This is a genomic window from Pleomorphomonas sp. JP5, assembly GCF_023721815.1.
In the GTDB taxonomy this organism is placed as follows: Bacteria; Pseudomonadota; Alphaproteobacteria; order Rhizobiales; family Pleomorphomonadaceae; genus Pleomorphomonas.
Genome location: NZ_JAMDLI010000002.1, coordinates 97,488 through 114,110 on the forward strand (window position 1 = coordinate 97,488; position 16,623 = coordinate 114,110).

The window sequence follows — 16,623 nt, forward strand, 5'->3', positions numbered from 1 at the left end:
GGTCAGCTTTTCGCCGCCTCGAAGCTCTCGATGTAGAGTTCGCGCCCGGTCAGTACTTCGGCGTCCGAGCCGCCGCAGCCCGAGCAGACGAACTGATATCTCTCCACCTCGAAGGTGGTGCCACAGGTCCGGCACTTCGCGGTGACGCCGACCTCGTCGATGTCGAGGCGCGCGCCTTCGGCCAGCGTGCCGTCGGCAAAGATCTCGAAAGCCAGCCGGATCTGCCGGCTGTCTATGCCGCGCAGACGGCCGATCTTCAGCCGCACCGCGACGACGCGGTCGACGCCGTTCTGCTTGGCATGCTCGGTCAGGATACGCATCAGCCCCTCGACCACCGCCGTTTCGTGCATCGACATTCCTTTCTAGTCTAAGCCGTTCCTCTATCCCAATCGCCGCCGCGATGGAAATACTTGTCCGTGAAATGACGGATTTTTCGCCTCCATCTTGCAACTCACTCGCAATTAAAGGGAATCCTGAGGATTCTGCATGGCGGGGATGCACAAAGCTGTATCGGACATACTACTTAGAAAATGGCGTCAAAATGCGATCTAAATCCTTTAGGAAAGCCGCCACAAGACGGCGCTGAAAACGACACGAGCGGAACAAGGTGTTGTTTTTTTTGCCCCTTCCGCGCGCCATATATTATGAGTAAATAACTCATTTTTACTTTCGCACGTAAAGCATCGCCGTCGTGGGAATGCGTATATGTCGGCTAGCCGACATACCCTAGTGGATGCTGTGATTAACGTCATCCATGACAGCCAAGATGCATGCCTGCGGAAGGATCTCCACTCATGCTCTCCCTCACTCAGATCGACCCGATGGCGCTGGCCTGGATGGGCGCGGTCTTCTTGTTCTTCGGCGAAGTCGCCGCCCTTATGAGCCTGCCGAGCCTGGTACGTGTCGTCGTCTGGTCGACCGTCGCCGAGATCGGCTACATCCTGATCGGCATCGGCCTCGGCGGTGAAGCCGGCCTGACCGGCGCCTACATGCACTTTGGCTACCAGGTCATCATGCGTGGCCTCGTGATCGCCGCCGGCTGGTACATCATCCGCCGGACCGGCTCGTCGCGCCTGGAAGACCTCGCGGGGTCCGGCCATCGCATGCCGGTCGCCGCCACGTTGTTCGGCTTCGGCATGTTCTCCGTGATGGGCCTGTCGCCCTTCAAGGGATCCTTCTCCAAGTTCCTGGTGCTCTACGCCGCCATCGAGCAGGGCCACTGGGCCATCGCGCTTGTCGGCACCGCCGCGTCGATCGTCGCCGCCTACTACTATCTGGTGGTGATCCAGCGCGTTTGCTTCGAGCATCCGGCGCGCCGCGTCGAGCTTGCCAGCGCTCCCAGCCTCGCATTGCCGATCGCCTGGGCGCTCGCCGCCGTCACCGCGCTGATCTCGGTGTTCCCGCTGCCCTTCCAGCATGCCGCTGAAGTGCTGGCCGGCGCCGTCGGTGGCGTTCCCGAGTTCGAGTCGCCCTGGTCGCTGCTCGTTCTCGTGCCCTACATCGGCGCCTTCGCCGTCTACGGCCTTGGCCACGTCTCGATCCGAGCCCGCGACATCGGCGCCGTGATCCTCGCCGTTGCCACGCTGGCCCTCGTGGTGTTCGACACGAGCCTTGATCCGGCTTCCCGCGTCTTCGCGCTGGTGTTCGCCGGCATCTCCGCCGTGATGATCGTCTACTCCGTTGGCTACATGGCCCGCTCCGAGTGGACCAATCGCTACTATTTCTTCGCCTTCCTGATGATCGGCTCGCTGCTCGGCCTCACCACCGCGCACGAGATGGGCAACTTCTACGTCTACTGGGAGCTGATGACCTGGACGTCCTACTTCCTGGTCATTCACGAGCAGAACCAGAAGTCGCTGCGCGCCGGCCTCATCTATTTCATGATGTGCGCCTCTGGCGCCTATCTCATGCACTTCGGCATCCTGTTGACGCATGCCGAGATCGGCTCGTTCGAGTTCGCTGCTCTGGCCGAAAAGGTTGGCACGATCTCGCCGCTCGCCGGCCTCGTCATCGCCCTCTGCTTCTTCGCCGGTTTCGCGGTGAAGGCGGGCATTTGGCCGGTCCATAGCTGGCTGCCCATCGCCCATCCGGCCGCGCCGTCGTCCATCTCCGGTCCGCTGTCCGGTATCCTGACCAAGGCCGGCGTGTTCGGTATCGTCAAGGTGCTGTTCATCGTTATCGGCGTGCCGGCGCTCTCGACCTTCACCGGCTGGGGCCTCAGTCTTAAGGTCGTGCTGATCGGCCTTGGCCTGATCACGCTCCTCTACGGCGAGATCCGCGCCCTGTTCGAGACCGAGATCAAGCGGATGCTGGCCTTCTCGACGCTCGCTCAGGTGGGCGAGATCGTCGCCGTGCTCGGCATCGGCACCGCGCTTGCCACCGACGCCAGCCTCTTGCACGTCACAAACCACGCGGTGATGAAGACCCTGCTGTTCTTCGCTGCCGGCGCCTTCATCATGCAGACCGGCCGGCGCAACATCGCCGATCTCGCCGGCATCGGCCGCGTCATGCCCTTCACGGCCGGTTGCTACGCGCTTGCCACCGTGTCGATCATGGGCCTGCCGCCCTTCTCGGGCTTCGTCTCGAAGTTCCTGATGGTCTACGCGGCGGCGGACGCCGGCCACTACGAGGTGGCCGCCGGTCTCCTGGTTGGCGGTATCATCGCCGTCGTCTACTACCTCCGCGTCGTCGGCATGCTGTTCTTCCGTCCCTGGACGGGCGAAGCCGGCATCAAGGAAGCCCCGCTCTCCATGCTGGTCGCCGTCGGCGTTCTCGCCGCCGCGATCATCTTCGGTGGCTTCGTCCCGTCCTTCCAGCTCGATCTCGTCGGCGCCGTGGGTGCCGAGGTGGCTGCCCGCAGCGGTCTTGCCGCGGCGGTTCTGCCGAGCCTCGTCATGACCTGGACGCTGCCTGCCACCATCGCCTTCCTCGGCGCCGTGGCGGTGTGGCTGGTCGGCCGCAAGTCGGTCCAGCAGGCCGGATGGCTTGCCGTGGCGGTGCTGGTCGCGGCCTTCCTGGCGGTCATCTTCACTGCCCCGGCCTACGACACGCTGTCCTTCTGGTTCGCGGTGCTGATTGCCGGCGTCGGCGCACTCAACATGCTGCACGCCACCGCCTATCTCGCCCACAACCACGCCCAGCCGCGTTTCTTTGCCGCCTTCGGCATCATGATCGCCGGTCTCCTGGGCATGACGGCGGCCAAGGACATCTTCACCTTCTTCGGTTTCTGGGAGTTGATGTCGAGCTGGGCGCTCTGGGCAGCCATCATCCATGAGGAATCCGACGTCGCGCGGAAGGAGGGCTTCAAGTACTTCTTCTTCAACACCGTCGGCGCCTCCTTCATGTTCCTCGGCGTCGCAGCGCTCGCGGCCCATGCCGGCACCTTCGATCTCGTCGAGATCGGCCAGAAGGCGCTCGACATGCCGCTCGCCACGTTGGCCATCGGCATCATCCCGGTGTTCATCGGCCTCGTCATGAAGGCTGCCATGCTGCCCGTCCGTATCGACGTGCAGATGCACCCAGCCGCCGCCCCGACGCCGGTCTCCGGCTACATCTCGGCGGTTCTGCTGAAGTCCGGTCCATGGGGCGTGCTCAAGCTGTTCAGCCTGTTCGGCGGCAGCGCGGTATTCCTGCGCCTCGGCGGCGAGATCGGCGGCGTTCCGGCCCTGCTGGACATCATCGCCATCATCGCCGGCATCACCGTCGTCTACGCCGGCGCCATGGCCGTGGTTCAGAACGGCATCAAGCTGTTGCTGATCTACTCCACCGTCAGCCAGCTCGGCTACGTGCTGATGGCGCTCTGCCTCGGCACCTCGCTCGGCGTCGCCGGCGGCCTGTTCCACTTCGTCAACCACATGTTCCTCAAGGACACGCTGTTCCTCGTGGCCGGCGCCGTCATGGTGAAGAGCCATGCCAGCCAGCTCGACGAACTCGGCGGTCTCGGCCGGAAAATGCCGATCACCTTCGGCTTCTTCCTGTTCGCTGGCCTGTCGCTGGCCGGTGTGCCGCCGCTCAACGGCTTCTCCTCGAAGTGGATGATCTTCTCCGCTGCCTTCGAGAGCGGCCACTGGGCGCTTGCCACAGGCGCCATGGTGTCCTCGCTCTTCACGCTCGCCGCCGTGCTGAAGTTCGCCCACGCCGCCTTCATGGGCGCGCCGACGGCGAAGGCCCTCGAGGCCGAGGAAGCGCCGATGTCCATGCTGGTGCCCATGGGCATCCTGGTGGGCGCCAGCGTCCTGCTCGGCTTCTTCCCGGGCCTTGCCCTGGTGCCGATCGCCAAGATGCAGGCCGAGCTCGGCCTCACCCCGATCGACGCCTCGATCTTCGGCCCGCTGCCCGGCGCCGGCGGCTGGAGCCCCTTCGCTCTCAGCCTGCTGGTCCTGATCGTCGCCGCCGCCTTCATCCCCTGGATGCGTCTCGCACACCGCGGCGTCCAGAAGAGCGGCCTGCACTTCGCCGGCGCCACGCCCAATGACTTCCTGCCGGAAGCCGGTGGCCGTGTCGGCGCCGTCAACCTGTTCGAGTCCCCGACCGCTGCCATCCGCGGCCTCCTGGCGGCCAAGCCCGCCAAGGCCAAAGAACAGCACTGACGGGAGAGGAGAGACTCAAGATGTCCAACCAGATCGCTATCTTGCTGGCGGTGCTCCTCTTCCCAGGTGGAGTCTTCGCCCTTGCTTTCGGCCTTGCCATGAAGGGTGTCGACCGTCGTGTCGCCGCCCGCCTGCAGAGCCGTGTCGGACCGCCGCTCCTGCAGCCGTTCTTCGACATCATCAAGCTCGGCTTCAAGCGCACCATGGTGCCGGCGGCCGCCAATGAGACGGTGTTCCTCTACACCCCGCTCGTCGGCGTCGTCTCCATGCTGATCGCCGCCGCCCTGGTGCCGATCACCTCGGTCTACGCGCCGGACGCCGCCATCGGCAACCTGCTGGTTCTGCTCTACCTGCTGATGATCCCCGGCATCGTGCTGATGATCGCCGGCTCGGCTTCCGGTTCGCCCTACGGCGCCATCGGCTTCTCCCGCGAGATGGCCCTGATGATCGCCTACGAGGGGCCGCTGGTGCTGATCGCCGCTGCCGTCGCCATCCGCACCGGCGTGGGCATGGGCGGCTGGGCCACCTTCTCGCTGAACGACATCGTCGCCTATCAGCAGGCCCACGGCTCGTTCCTGTTCGACCCGGTGATGTGGCCGGCGGTCGCCGCCTTCTGCTTCTTCTACCCTGCCAACCTCGGCATCGTTCCCTTCGACATCCCGGAGGCCGAGACCGAAGTGCTGGAAGGCCCGCTGCTTGAGTACTCCGGCCCGGTGCTGGCGCTGTTCAAGATCATGTCGGCGCTGAAGAAGGTGGTCGTGCTGGGGCTGGGCATCGCCCTGTTCTTCCCGGCGGCTCCCGCCAACATCGCCGCCGGCTTCCTGGTGTGGCTGGTCAAGATGGCGGTGCTGATGCTGGTCGGCATCACGGCGGTTCGCCTGTCCATGGGCCGCATGCGCATCGACCAGGCCTTTGTGTTTTTCCTGAAGTGGCCCCTGCTGCTCGCCGTTGCGAGCCTTGCGGTCGTCGTCGTGGTCTGAGGAGGGCTAGATGGGCCTGATACCCGATTTCAAGAAGATCGCCACGCGCTCGCCCTGGATCTACCGGATCAACGCCGGCTCCTGTAACGGCTGCGACGTGGAGATGGCGACCACCGCGCTGATCCCCCGCTACGACATCGAGCGTCTCGGCTGCCAGTACTGCGGCAGCCCCAAGCACGCCGACATCGTGCTGATCTCCGGTCCGCTCACCGTCCGCGTCAAGGATGCGGTGCTGCGCATGTATGAAGAGATCCCCGATCCGAAGGTGACGGTGGCGGTCGGCGTCTGCCCGATCTCCGGCGGCATCTTCCGCGAGAGCTACGCCGTTTTGGCGCCGATCGACCAGTACATTCCGATCGACGTCAATGTGCCCGGCTGCCCGCCCCGGCCGCAGGCGATCATCGCCGGCGTCGCCAGGGCCATCGATATCTGGCGCGAGCGTCTCTGAGGAAAGGCCACGAGATGAACTTCCTGACGATTTTCGCCCGCAACCTGAAGCAGGGCCCTCAGACGGAGGCCTTCCCCCTGGGGCCGGCCTTCACGCCCGACCGCCTGCGCGGCCGCATCGAGTTCAAGGCTGAGAGCTGCGAAGGCTGCCGCATCTGCGAGCGTGTCTGCCCGGCCAACGCCATCCGCTTCGCCAAGACGCCCGACGGCATGACCTTCGACTGCTGGCACAACACCTGCGTGTTCTGCGGCAACTGCGAGTTCTATTGCCCGACGGACGCCATCCATCAGACCAACGACTGGGACCTCTCCCACGCCAACGTCGACAAGTTCGACATGGTCGAGCATGGTTTGATCCCCAACCAGAAATGCGCCGACTGTGGCGCCACGGCGCTCAACACGGCGCCGATGGTGAAGAATGCCAAGCCGCCGCTCAGCGCCGAGGAATATACTGAGCTGCGCGCGCGCTGTCCGAAGTGCCGCGCCAAGTATCTCAAGAACCGGAAGGTCCCAGCATGAGCCGCCTACCGCAAGACCTGGAAGCCCGCCTCACCGCCGCGGCGCCGGCCGGCATCGAGTTCTCGGCCGACACCGACCAGTACGGCGTTACCGTTGCCTGGTTGGGTCTCGCCAGCGCTGCCGATCTGTCGCCCGTCGCCAACCTGCTCAAGGAGCTGGGCGCGCGCCTGTCGATGATCACCTGCACCCAGCCCTCCGCCCCCGAAGAGGAGGAGGAAGACGAGGACGAGGAGAACGAGGACGACGAGGCGAAGGCCGAGGCCGCTCCCAAGGAGACGCCCAAGACGTTCGGCGGCACGCCGCTCGACGGCACCTCCTACGAGATCGACTATCACTTCGACATCGCCGGCGACGCACTCACCATCATCGCCTACGTGCCGCAGGGCGGCAGCATCGCTTCGCTGACGCCGCTGTTCCGCAATGCCGATTGGCACGAGCGCGAAATGATGGAACTCTATGCCGTCAAGGTGACCGATCATCCGGATCCGCGCCGCCTGTTCCTCGACGCTTCGATCGACGACGCCGTTCTCGAGCGACTGATCCCGTTCTCGACGCTGGTCAATGCCGCCAGCACCAAGGGCCTGTGGGAACGCCTCACTGCCGCCGGAAAGAAGGGTGCAGCATGAGCACGCACAACGTACCCGAGACCTTCAGCATCCCCGTCGGCCCGCTGCACGTGGCCCTCGAGGAGCCGATGTACTTCAAGATCGATGTGCAGGGCGAGACCGTCAGCCACATCGACATCAACGCCGGTCACGCCCACCGCGGCATCGAGTATCTGACCACCAAGCGGACGATGTACCAGAACGTGGTGCTGACCGAGCGCATCTGCTCGCTCTGCTCCAACAGTCATCCGCAGACCTTCGCCATGGCGGCCGAAAAGATCGCCGGCATCGAAGTGCCCGAGCGCGGCATCTATCTGCGCACCGTCGCCGACGAGATGAAGCGCGTCACCTCGCATCTGTTCAACGTGGCGCTTCTGGTCCACCTCGTGGGCTACGAAACCTACTTCATGCACATGATGCAGGTGCGCGAGATCGGCCAGGACATGCTGGAGTCGATCTTCGGCAACCGCCAGGACATCGGCGCCATGTGCATCGGTGGCGTCCGCTACGACCTCGACGACAAGTCGATCGCCTACATCAAGGGCGCTCTCGACAAGATCGAAGCCGAGACGAAGGACATCATCAAGACCTTCAAAACCAACGGCTCCATCCTGCGTCGCACCAAGGGCGTGGGCGTACTCACCCATGCCGACGCCATCACCTGCGGCGTCGTCGGTCCGGTGGCCCGCGCCTCCGGCGTCGACTACGACGTGCGCCGTGAAGCGCCCTACGCTGCCTATGACCGGCTGCCGCTCATCGTGCACTCGCTGACCGACGGCGACGTCTGGTCTCGCGCCATGGTCCGTCTAGAGGAGATCCTGACCTCGATCGACCTCCTGCGCGTCTGCCTGCGCGATCTGCCCGGCGGCCCGGTCAACATCAACGACCGTCCCGACATTCCGCCCGGACAGGCCGTGACCCGCAGCGAGGCGCCGCGCGGCGAGGTGATCTACTATCTCCGCACCAACGACACGCCGCAGCCCGAGCGCGTCAAGTGGCGCGTGCCCACGTTCATGAACTGGGATAGCCTGCGCTTCATGCTGCAGGACGCCAAGGTCGCGGACATCGCCATGATCGTCAACAGCATCGATCCCTGCCTTTCCTGCACGGAACGCTGAGGACGCTCATCCGGAAAGTTGCCGACTTTCCGGATCACGCAAAAGCGCGAAAACTCAGCCGAGAGCAAGGGCGCGATCCGCTTGCTCCGGCGATCCGAGATCGGGAACGCACAAAAACGGACAACCGCGTTCCCGTGAACAACCAAGAGGAGTGACACCCATGGCCTTTATGATCGAGACGGACACCTGCACCTCCTGCGGCGCTTGCGAAGACGAATGCCCCAACAAGGCGATCAGCCATAAGGGCAAGGTCTATTCGATCAACGCCAAGAAGTGCACCGAGTGCGAAGGCCACTTCGACACGCAGCAGTGCGCCGAAGTCTGCCCGTCGGGCTCGTGCGTTCCGGCCGCCGCCTGAGGCTGCCCTTCTGAAGGCGCCGCCACCGGCGCCTTCCCACGAATCGAGAGGGAGCGGATGCCCATGGGCGCCGCTCCCTTTCTTTTGGACCGCCGCGTTCGGTTTGCGGCCCTGTCGGAGTTGTTATCGGTCGGGATCCACGAGGTCGAGGAACCCCGTCATCTCGTCCTCGCCGCCCTCCGGCGCGCTACCGACCATAACGGCAACGGCGAAGGCGATGGCCGATGAGGTCGTCGTGTGCGTCGTCGCCCCGGCCCTCAGGTTCATCACCAGCGTCGGGCAGAGGAACAACGCGAAGCGGATCACGTCCCGCCAGTCGGCCGGCAGCAGATCGCGCGCCTTGAGAGTGGCGAGGAGCGGCTGCCACACCAGCTCGGCCTTGGCGGCGAGAAGTGCCCGCCGCACGGGTGTCAGCGCCCAATCGGTGTCGATGGCCATCGTGCCATCGCCAAGGCGCACCTCGGCCGAGAAGCGTCGGGTCGCCTCCGCCGGGTCATAGAGCCAGAGCGGATGGGCGAACACATTGTGAAAGGTGGCCTTCGCCTCGGCGATCAGCGACGGGACGCTCTCGCCTGCAAAAGCCGGATCGTAGAAGCTGAGCTTAGGCCCCTCGCCGTACCAGACATTTGCGTTGTGTGCGTCGCCGTGAGCCACCACGCCGCCGGCATCCGCCAGCAGATCCGGCCGCAGTCGCGCGCCCGCTGCCGCGAAGAGCTCGCCAACGGAGCGACGATAGGGCTGCCCGTTGACGATCAGCCGTCGCGCCGCGAAATCCTCCCAGCCGAGCTCGGCGCCCGGCAGGCGAACCATCTGGCCAAGATAGAAGCCGGCGAACCGGCCGCCTGGAAAGCGTCGGCCGGGCATATCGACGAGACGATCGTGAAAGAGACGATGGATCGGCTCGGCCGCAGCCTCTTCGGACGTCACCGGATGCAGGCTGTCGAGATAGACCCGGGCGATCGAGGCGTCGAGGTCGCGCTCGGCCGCGACGGCATCCGCCTCGCCGACAATATCGCGATGGCCGTCGAGCGCGGCGATGTCGAGCGCTCTCAGCACATCGGAAAAGCGGGGATCGGAGCGGCGGCGGTAGACCAGCACCTGCTCGCCCGGCAAGTTCGAGACGAACACCGGCATGTCCACCGGCAGACTCGCACGGGCCAGAATGTCGGCGCGGTAATACTCGCCGGTCATCGCCTCCTCGCCATCCTCCTGATGGAACTTGAAGAAGTAATCGGCACCACCCGCCGAAAAGAAGCCATTCAGCGAGTTCAGGCTGTACTGGTCGCGATTGATGGCGACGCCTTCGGCCACAAGATCGAACAGATCGGCAAACAGCGCCGCGAGCGCCGTCTTGGCGGCGCTCTCGTCATTGACCGCGAGGCGGCGGATGTCGGCGGTGCGGCTCGATGCCGTCATGCCACCCTCGGCTTTTGAGCGTGAACGGCCTTCATCACTCAGCCCTTGAGATAGGCGTCACGCACCGACGACACCGCCTGTTCGTGCGACGAGAAGCCCTCGTAACGCGCCAGCACCCGGGCCGTATGGGCGAGTTCCGGATAGGCTCCGGCCGTGACGTAGCCGATCGACGCGCGCTTGACGAAATCGAACACCGACAGCGGTCCCCAGGTGCGCGCCCAGCGGCTGGTCGGCAGCACGGCGTTCGGGCCGAGGCCGAAGTTGGCGATCGACACCGGCGTGTAGGGACCCATCAGGATCTCCGCCGCTTCGGTGATCTTGCCGAGATGGGCGTAGGGGTCGGTAGAGAGGATCTCCAGATGCTCCGGCGCATAGGCGTTGACGAAGGCGTGGCTCTCCTCGACCGACGAAGTCAGGATGATGCCGCCGAAAGCCCCGCCGAGCACCTTCTTGGAGAACTCAACGCGCTGCGGCGTCATGCGCGCCCAATGGTCCGGCAGCGCGGCCAGCGCCTCCTCGGCGACGCGGCGCGAATGGGTGACGATATAGGCCGAGCTGTCCGGACCGTGTTCAGCCTCGATCAGCACGTCGAGCGCGGCGAGACCGCCGTGCACCGTATCGTCGGCGAAAATGATCGCTTCCGACGGCCCGGCGGGCAGGCCGGCGTCGATGACACCCGACAACAGGCGCTTGGCGGCGACAACCCACGGGCTGCCGGGACCGACGATCTTCAGCGCCGGCTTCACCGTCTCCGTGCCGAAGGCCACTGCCGCGACGGCCTGTGCGCCACCGACCTTGTAGACCGTCTCGACACCGGCAAGACGGGCCGCGACGAGCGTGGCCGCGTCCACCGAACCGTCAGGCGTCGGCGGTGTGACGATGGCGAGCTCCGGCACGCCGGCCACCACCGCCGGCACGGCCGTCATCATCGTCACCGACGGGAAGGCGCCCTTGCCGCGGGGAATGTAGAGCGCCACTGACTTGATGGGCGTCACCCGGTCGCCGGCGAAGGCACCAGGGCGGATCTCCTTCAGCCACATGGCCTCCGGCTTCTGCTCTTCGTGAAAGCGGCGAATGTTCTCGATGCCGTAGCGGATCGCCTCAACGACTTCCGGCTCGACGGCCTTGAAGGCGGCATCGAACTCGGCCTCGGTCGCCTTCAGCGCGCCGGGCTTGACCTCGGACTTGTCGAGCTCGCGCGCAAAACGATGGAGCGCCGCGTCGCCTTCCGTCTTCACCGCCTCGATGATCGGGGCGACCTTTTCGAGGAAGAAGGTGAGGTCGGTTTCCGAGCGCTTGAGCAGGGCGGCGCGGCCGGCGGCGTCGAGCTTGGCGTAGTCGTGGAAGGAGACGTCGGTCATGGGTGCGGTCCTCGAACAGCGGGCGCTTTTCGCGCCTTCATTTGGATTTCAGGAAAATGTCCAGCCCGACCAGCCAGTCGAGCAGCGCGATGGCGATGGCGGCGACGGCGATGAACACCACGGATATGGCGGCAAGGTCGGGCGTGATGATCGAGCGGATCGAGTTGTAGATCTGAACCGGCAGCGTGACGATGCGCGCGTCGACGAGCAGCAGCGAGACCAGGAACTCGTTGAGCGCCAGGATGAACATCAAGAGCGCGCCGGTGATGATGCCGGGCGTCACCGCCGGCACCGTCACCGCGAGAAATGTCGAAAGCGGCGGAGCGCCGCAATTGGCGGCCGCCAGCTCAAGGTCGGGATCGAGGCTGGCGGCGCTGGCCGTCACGGCCCAGATCATGAACGGCAGATTGATCACAGCGCAGGCGATACCCACCGGCCACAGTTGGCCCAGCAGCCCCCATTTGCCGAAGATCAGCATCAGGCCGATACCCGAACCGATCAGCGGCACCGTGAACGGCAACAGCAGGTAGATCTGAACACCGGCAGCGAACCGCACGCGATACTTCGCCAAGGCAATGCCGGCCAGCGTTCCCGTGGGTATGGAGATCGCCGTGCAAATGGTGGCGACGATCACCGAACGAAAGAAGGCGTCGCGCAGATCGGTGGCGCTGGCGATCGCCGCGTACCACTTGAGCGACAGCCCTTCCGGCGGAAAGGTGATCATGTTGCCGGCGGTAAACGAAGCGCCCAGAACGACGAGCGTTGGCGCCGACAGCATGACGAGCGCGACGATGACGAAGCCCCAGAGGGTCACGGCCTTTGACCGGTCGCCCTTCATTTCGACCTCCCCATGGCCAGCGTCCCGGCTCCGAACAATGCGAACACCACGCCGACCATGATCGAGCCGACGGCGACCAACAGCAGCGCCAGCGTCGCGCCCATGCCCTGATCGGAGGTTCGGAAGAACTGATCGTAGATGGCGTTGGCGATGAAATCCTGCGAACCGCCGCCGAGAATGGCGGGAATGGCGAAATCGGTGAGCGACAGCGTCATCACCACAAGGCCGGCGCCGATGAAGCCGGGTTTGGCGAGCGGCAGCACGACGTGGATGAAGGTCCTCACCCAGTTGGCGCCGAGCGAACCGGCCGCCGACTCCATCTCCTCCGGAATGGCGGTGAGCGCCGGCGCCAGCATCAGCACGGCGAACGGCAGCATGTACTGCACCAAGCCGAACAGCACCGCCGGATAATTGTAGAGGAGACGGATCGGCGCCACGCCGACAAAGCCCAGCGCCTCGTTGACCATGCCCTGCGAGCCCAGGATGATCAGCCAGCCGTAGGCACGCACCACCTGCCCGATGAAGAAGGGCAGGAACAGGGCGATCAGCAGGAACTTGCGGAGGAACGTCGAGCGCGTCCGCACCATGACGTAGGAATAGGGAAAGGCGAAGACGAGCGTGATCACCGTGACGATCAGCGACCCGATCAGGCTGCGACTTGCCACCGTGAAGAACAGCTTTTCGGTAAAGGCGCGATCGTAGTTCGCCAGCGAATAGTCGTCGGATGGCAGGAAGGTCGCGGTATCCAGCTTCCGAAACGAGCCATCGGCCATGTCCCAGAGGCCGAGAACCAGAAGCCCCACCAGCACGACGGCCGGCATCAGCATCAGCCAGGGTACGGCGGCCGAGAAACTGCGCGGCCAGACGGCGGCGGCGATCGCCTCGACGGCGTCCATCAGGCGCCAGGACAGGGGATAGGAGGTACGGCTCGGACGCATTGGTCGGTCTGGTCTTCCTGAAAAGTGGCCCGCCGCTCCGAAAGCGGCAGGCCTTGCGGGAGCGGAGCCGAGATCAGCCCTGCATGATTTCCTTGAACTTGCCGAACCACTCGCTCTCGTGCTCGACCTGCACCTTGGAGGAGATGCGGATCAGCTTCTTGAAGTCGGCTTCGGTGGTCGGATAGGACGAATCGCCGACCAGATCGGCCGGCGGATTGACGCCCGGCACCACGCCCGGCAGCCCGAGACCGTCGAGCCAGACCTGCTGCGCATCCTTGGTGATGGCGAAGTTGATGTACTGCTTGGCCCAGTAGAGCTCGTTCTCGGGCAGCCCCTTGGGGATCCACAGGCCATCGGTGTCGTACTTGGCGCCCTCTTCCGGAACGGTCCAGGCGATATCGACGCCATTCGCCTTGGCTTCGCGGGCGTTGGTCGAGATCGTGCAGGCCGCGTCGATCTCGCCCTTCTGGAACCAGGCGGTGAAGTCCGGGTCCTCGCCGAGCAGCGGCTCCTGCTCCTTGATCTTGGCGATGAAGTCCCAGGCCGCCTGCATGTTGTCCGGGATGTCCTCGAGCTTGCCGCCGCCGGCCACCTGAGCCGGGAAGTGGAAGCCGATGCCGTCGTTGTAGAGCGCAATCCGCCCCTTGAGCTTCGGATCGAGCAGATCCTTCCAAGACTTCGGTGCGCCATCGGGGAAGGCGCTCGGGCGATAGGCCAGCACGTAGACGTAGCCGTAGGTGTTGACGATCGGATAGCCGTCGAGGCCGACCGGCTTGGCAAGCTCCGTCACGTTGGCAAGGTTGGAAAGATCGGAGAGATCTTCCGTCACGCCACGCAAGGCCGACTTGGTGGCGTTGGTGGTGGTGTCCCAGTTGATGTGGATCGGCGGCACGCGCTTCTGCGCCACGGCGGCCCAGACCTTGGGCTGAATCTCGTTGTCTTCGGTGAGGTCGTGGCGGACGGCGATGCCTGTGGCCTCTGTGAACGGATCGGAGACGCCCTTCTTGAGGCTGTCGACCCAGGAACCGCCCCAGGCGCGGACGATGATCTCCTTGGGCTTCTCCGGCTCGGCGGCGAAGGCGCGGCCGAACGGCATGCCGACGAGGCCGGCGGCACCGGCAAGGCCGACGCCCTGCAGGAAACGGCGACGGCCGAGATTGAGGAAGGGCTTGGACGGTCCAGTCATTGTCGTTCTCCTCTGGCTTTGCTTTTTGGTGCCGGTCTGCTCAATCCCCGAAGACCAGCACATCCTTCACGTTCCACCCTAGCGCGACCGACGATCCCACGTCGTGCTGGCTGTGGGTCACGGGGTCATGATCGAAGACACGCAGCGTCGTACCGCCGAGATCGGCCACGGCCACCTCGTAGACCACTCGCTCGCCCTCGAAGATCGCATCGGTGACGATGCCGCCAAACACTGTGTCGACGTCCCCGAGCGCCTCGCGGCCACCGCCGATCCGGATCTGCTCGGCTCGAAGCGCGCCGCGCGCCGAAACGCCGGTCGCCGGACGAAAACCGTTGCCGGAGCGGCCGGCAAAACCGGCATGCCCGAACACGATCCGCTCGCCGTCGACGTTCGCCACGACACCGTCGACGAAGTTGGTGACGCCGATGAAGTTGGCGACGAAGGCATTCTTCGGCTGCCGATAGGTGGCCTCCGGCCGGGCCTTCTGCTGGATGCGGCCATGGTCCATGACGATGATCTCGTCGGAAACCACCAGGGCCTCGCGCTGGTCGTGCGTCACGTTTATGGTGGTGACGTCGAGCTCACGCTGGATGCGGCGAAACTCGAGCTGCATCTCTTCGCGAAGCTTGCGATCGAGGGCGGCGAGCGGCTCGTCGAGCAACAACAGGTCCGGCTCGAAGACGAGGGCGCGGGCGATGGCGACGCGCTGCTGCTGACCGCCGGAAAGCTCGTGGATGCGACGGTCGCCGAGCTTCCCGAGCTTGACGAGATCGAGATAGCGATGAACGCGGTCGGGAATGGTGCGCGCGTCGAACCGGCGCATCCTCAGGGGAAAGGCGACATTCTCGGCCGCCGTCAGGTGCGGAAACAGAGCGAGCTTCTGGAACACCATGCCGATCGACCGCTTGTGCGGCGGCACGCTGCCGACGGCAAGACCGTTGATGAACACTTCGCCCGATGTCGGCTGACCGAAGCCGGCAATCATCCGGAGCAGCGTCGTCTTGCCCGAGCCGGACGGGCCGAGAATGGTGAGAAAGCGCCCCTTCTCCAAGTCGAACGAGGCGTCGCGCACCGCATGAACGCCGTCGAACACCATGTTGACGTCACGGACCGACACCGCAAACGGTGCTTCGACTGCTGTCGCCGCTGTGTGCGTCATCCCCTTACTCTCTGCCCTCACGTTTCGGCCTCCATTCCCACAGGGAGCGCCGCAGTACCATATACATCTCTAGACAGGCCGTCACGCATCTGGAGTGTAACTTTTATACACGCCTCAAATTGAGGCAAGATAGCCGCCATCCACTGGAATGCACTGGCCGGTAATATAGGCAGATGCATCGGATGCTAGAAAAATCACCGCCCCGGCAAGGTCTCCCAACGCCCCGAAGCGGCCGAGTGGGATCTTGGCCAGCATCGACGTCTGCCAGGCATCGTCACGGTAGAAAACGTCGGTCATCGCCGTCCGGAAGTAGCCGGGCGCTACCGCGTTGACGCGAATTCCAAGGCCGGCCCATTCGGCGGCCAGCGCCTGCGTCATGCCGAGAACGCCGGCCTTCGACGAGCCATAGGGCACGGCGGTCGGCACGCCGACATAGCTGGTTAGGGAGGCAAGATTGACGATCGCTCCACCCCGCCCGTCGGCCTGCATCCATCGCGCCGCCGCCTGCGCCACGAAGAAGGCGCCCTTGAGGTTGGTATCGACCACGCGATCCCAAACCTCCTCCTCGATATCCAGCGACGGCGTCACTTCCTCGTAGCCGGCATTGTTGACCAGAATGTCGAGGCCACCCAAATCTTCGGCGGCTCGCTCCACGACAGTCCGGCTGCCGACCACGTCGCGCACATCATGAGCGAGCGCGACGACTCGCCGTCCAAGCGCCCCGATGGCAGCAGAGGTCTCGTCGAGCGAATGCGCGTTGCGGGCGGTAATGGCGACGTCGGCACCAGCCCCGGCCAGCGCGACGGCAAGAGCCTGACCAATGCCGCGGCTTGCCCCGGTTACCAGCGCCTTGCGATCTTCTAGATTGAAGAGAGCGAGCGGCGACATGGGAAAACTCCGGCAGGACAGAACACGCCAGCCCTCCCCCGAGCAGCCAGCGGCCGGCAATGCACCATTTCCAAGCTATGATGTCCATAGACGTAATGCCGAATTTCGATGGCATATTCGGATTTCGCGCAGCTGTCTTGCGCAAGCTGAACATCGCCCGCAAAGGTGACGGTCTGCGAATAACTTGCATCGCGACCAAGGTTGTCTATACATATGAACCC

General features: G+C 64.7%; 15 protein-coding genes. 7 read left to right on the forward strand and 8 right to left on the reverse strand.

Going from position 1 to position 16,623, the window contains the following annotated elements; genetic code table 11:
- Positions 1-2: 2 nt before the first annotated feature.
- The gene (hypA, locus tag M4J40_RS02325; RefSeq protein WP_251751800.1) at positions 3-350 is read right to left on the reverse strand and encodes a hydrogenase maturation nickel metallochaperone HypA; all 348 of its coding nucleotides are present in this window, start codon (positions 348-350) and stop codon (positions 3-5) included.
- Between the two features lie 444 nt (positions 351-794).
- On the opposite strand from hypA, the gene M4J40_RS02330 reads away from it, so the two are divergent.
- From M4J40_RS02330 to M4J40_RS02360, 7 genes are all read left to right on the forward strand, one after another.
- Positions 795-4,589, forward strand: a complete 3,795-nt coding sequence (locus tag M4J40_RS02330) for a proton-conducting transporter membrane subunit (RefSeq protein WP_251751801.1) — start codon at positions 795-797, stop codon at positions 4,587-4,589.
- 20 nt (positions 4,590-4,609) lie between these two features.
- On the forward strand, positions 4,610-5,569 hold the full coding sequence (locus M4J40_RS02335) for a respiratory chain complex I subunit 1 family protein (RefSeq protein WP_251751803.1): 960 nt from the start codon (positions 4,610-4,612) through the stop codon (positions 5,567-5,569).
- Positions 5,570-5,579: 10 nt separating this feature from the next.
- Entirely contained in the window at positions 5,580-6,017 is a 438-nt protein-coding gene (locus tag M4J40_RS02340; protein WP_251751804.1) for an NADH-quinone oxidoreductase subunit B family protein, read from the forward strand.
- Positions 6,018-6,031: 14 nt separating this feature from the next.
- Complete coding sequence (locus tag M4J40_RS02345) at positions 6,032-6,535, forward strand: 4Fe-4S binding protein (RefSeq protein ID WP_251751806.1); 504 nt, start codon at positions 6,032-6,034, stop codon at positions 6,533-6,535.
- Complete coding sequence (locus tag M4J40_RS02350) at positions 6,532-7,161, forward strand: NADH-quinone oxidoreductase subunit C (RefSeq protein ID WP_251751808.1); 630 nt, start codon at positions 6,532-6,534, stop codon at positions 7,159-7,161. Before M4J40_RS02345 ends, M4J40_RS02350 begins: the two co-directional genes overlap by 4 nt.
- Positions 7,158-8,258, forward strand: coding sequence for a nickel-dependent hydrogenase large subunit (locus tag M4J40_RS02355; RefSeq protein ID WP_251751809.1), 1,101 nt, complete (start codon positions 7,158-7,160; stop codon positions 8,256-8,258). The genes M4J40_RS02350 and M4J40_RS02355 overlap by 4 nt, the downstream gene beginning before the upstream one ends.
- 160 nt (positions 8,259-8,418) lie before the next feature.
- On the forward strand, positions 8,419-8,616 hold the full coding sequence (locus M4J40_RS02360) for a 4Fe-4S dicluster domain-containing protein (protein WP_251728903.1): 198 nt from the start codon (positions 8,419-8,421) through the stop codon (positions 8,614-8,616).
- A gap of 123 nt (positions 8,617-8,739) precedes the next feature.
- On the opposite strand, the gene M4J40_RS02365 is transcribed toward M4J40_RS02360, so the two are convergent.
- The 7 genes from M4J40_RS02365 to M4J40_RS02395 form a co-directional block, all read right to left on the reverse strand.
- The gene (locus tag M4J40_RS02365) at positions 8,740-10,032 is read right to left on the reverse strand and encodes a hypothetical protein (RefSeq protein WP_251751810.1); all 1,293 of its coding nucleotides are present in this window, start codon (positions 10,030-10,032) and stop codon (positions 8,740-8,742) included.
- 38 nt (positions 10,033-10,070) lie between these two features.
- Positions 10,071-11,393, reverse strand: coding sequence for a histidinol dehydrogenase (gene hisD, locus M4J40_RS02370; protein ID WP_251751811.1), 1,323 nt, complete (start codon positions 11,391-11,393; stop codon positions 10,071-10,073).
- Between the two features lie 37 nt (positions 11,394-11,430).
- Positions 11,431-12,231: an ABC transporter permease gene (locus tag M4J40_RS02375; RefSeq protein ID WP_251751812.1), complete on the reverse strand. Its 801-nt coding sequence runs from the start codon at positions 12,229-12,231 to the stop codon at positions 11,431-11,433.
- Positions 12,228-13,169 (reverse strand): ABC transporter permease, encoded by a 942-nt coding sequence (locus M4J40_RS02380; RefSeq protein WP_251751813.1) that lies wholly within the window; start codon positions 13,167-13,169, stop codon positions 12,228-12,230. Before M4J40_RS02380 ends, M4J40_RS02375 begins: the two co-directional genes overlap by 4 nt.
- 73 nt (positions 13,170-13,242) lie before the next feature.
- Positions 13,243-14,355, reverse strand: coding sequence for a PotD/PotF family extracellular solute-binding protein (locus M4J40_RS02385; protein ID WP_251751814.1), 1,113 nt, complete (start codon positions 14,353-14,355; stop codon positions 13,243-13,245).
- Positions 14,356-14,395: 40 nt separating this feature from the next.
- Complete coding sequence (locus tag M4J40_RS02390) at positions 14,396-15,514, reverse strand: ABC transporter ATP-binding protein (protein WP_251751815.1); 1,119 nt, start codon at positions 15,512-15,514, stop codon at positions 14,396-14,398.
- Between the two features lie 114 nt (positions 15,515-15,628).
- Positions 15,629-16,402 carry an SDR family NAD(P)-dependent oxidoreductase gene (locus M4J40_RS02395; RefSeq protein WP_251751817.1) on the reverse strand — a complete coding sequence of 258 codons (774 nt, stop codon included), beginning with the start codon at positions 16,400-16,402 and terminating at the stop codon, positions 15,629-15,631.
- Between the last annotated feature and the right edge of the window lie 221 nt (positions 16,403-16,623).

Excerpts from the sequence above, each read along its gene's own strand:
- M4J40_RS02330 (WP_251751801.1), top strand. The coding sequence starts at position 795 with ATGCTCTCCCTCACTCAGATCGACCCGATGGCGCTGGCCTGGATGGGC.
- M4J40_RS02335 (WP_251751803.1), top strand. The coding sequence starts at position 4,610 with ATGTCCAACCAGATCGCTATCTTGCTGGCGGTGCTCCTCTTCCCAGGT.
- hypA (WP_251751800.1), bottom strand. The coding sequence starts at position 350 with ATGCACGAAACGGCGGTGGTCGAGGGGCTGATGCGTATCCTGACCGAG.
- M4J40_RS02350 (WP_251751808.1), top strand. The coding sequence starts at position 6,532 with ATGAGCCGCCTACCGCAAGACCTGGAAGCCCGCCTCACCGCCGCGGCG.
- hisD (WP_251751811.1), bottom strand. The coding sequence starts at position 11,393 with ATGACCGACGTCTCCTTCCACGACTACGCCAAGCTCGACGCCGCCGGC.
- M4J40_RS02375 (WP_251751812.1), bottom strand. The coding sequence starts at position 12,231 with ATGAAGGGCGACCGGTCAAAGGCCGTGACCCTCTGGGGCTTCGTCATC.
- M4J40_RS02390 (WP_251751815.1), bottom strand. The coding sequence starts at position 15,514 with ATGACGCACACAGCGGCGACAGCAGTCGAAGCACCGTTTGCGGTGTCG.
- M4J40_RS02360 (WP_251728903.1), top strand. The coding sequence starts at position 8,419 with ATGGCCTTTATGATCGAGACGGACACCTGCACCTCCTGCGGCGCTTGC.
- M4J40_RS02340 (WP_251751804.1), top strand. The coding sequence starts at position 5,580 with ATGGGCCTGATACCCGATTTCAAGAAGATCGCCACGCGCTCGCCCTGG.
- M4J40_RS02385 (WP_251751814.1), bottom strand. The coding sequence starts at position 14,355 with ATGACTGGACCGTCCAAGCCCTTCCTCAATCTCGGCCGTCGCCGTTTC.
- M4J40_RS02395 (WP_251751817.1), bottom strand. The coding sequence starts at position 16,402 with ATGTCGCCGCTCGCTCTCTTCAATCTAGAAGATCGCAAGGCGCTGGTA.
- M4J40_RS02380 (WP_251751813.1), bottom strand. The coding sequence starts at position 13,169 with ATGCGTCCGAGCCGTACCTCCTATCCCCTGTCCTGGCGCCTGATGGAC.
- M4J40_RS02355 (WP_251751809.1), top strand. The coding sequence starts at position 7,158 with ATGAGCACGCACAACGTACCCGAGACCTTCAGCATCCCCGTCGGCCCG.
- M4J40_RS02345 (WP_251751806.1), top strand. The coding sequence starts at position 6,032 with ATGAACTTCCTGACGATTTTCGCCCGCAACCTGAAGCAGGGCCCTCAG.
- M4J40_RS02365 (WP_251751810.1), bottom strand. The coding sequence starts at position 10,032 with ATGACGGCATCGAGCCGCACCGCCGACATCCGCCGCCTCGCGGTCAAT.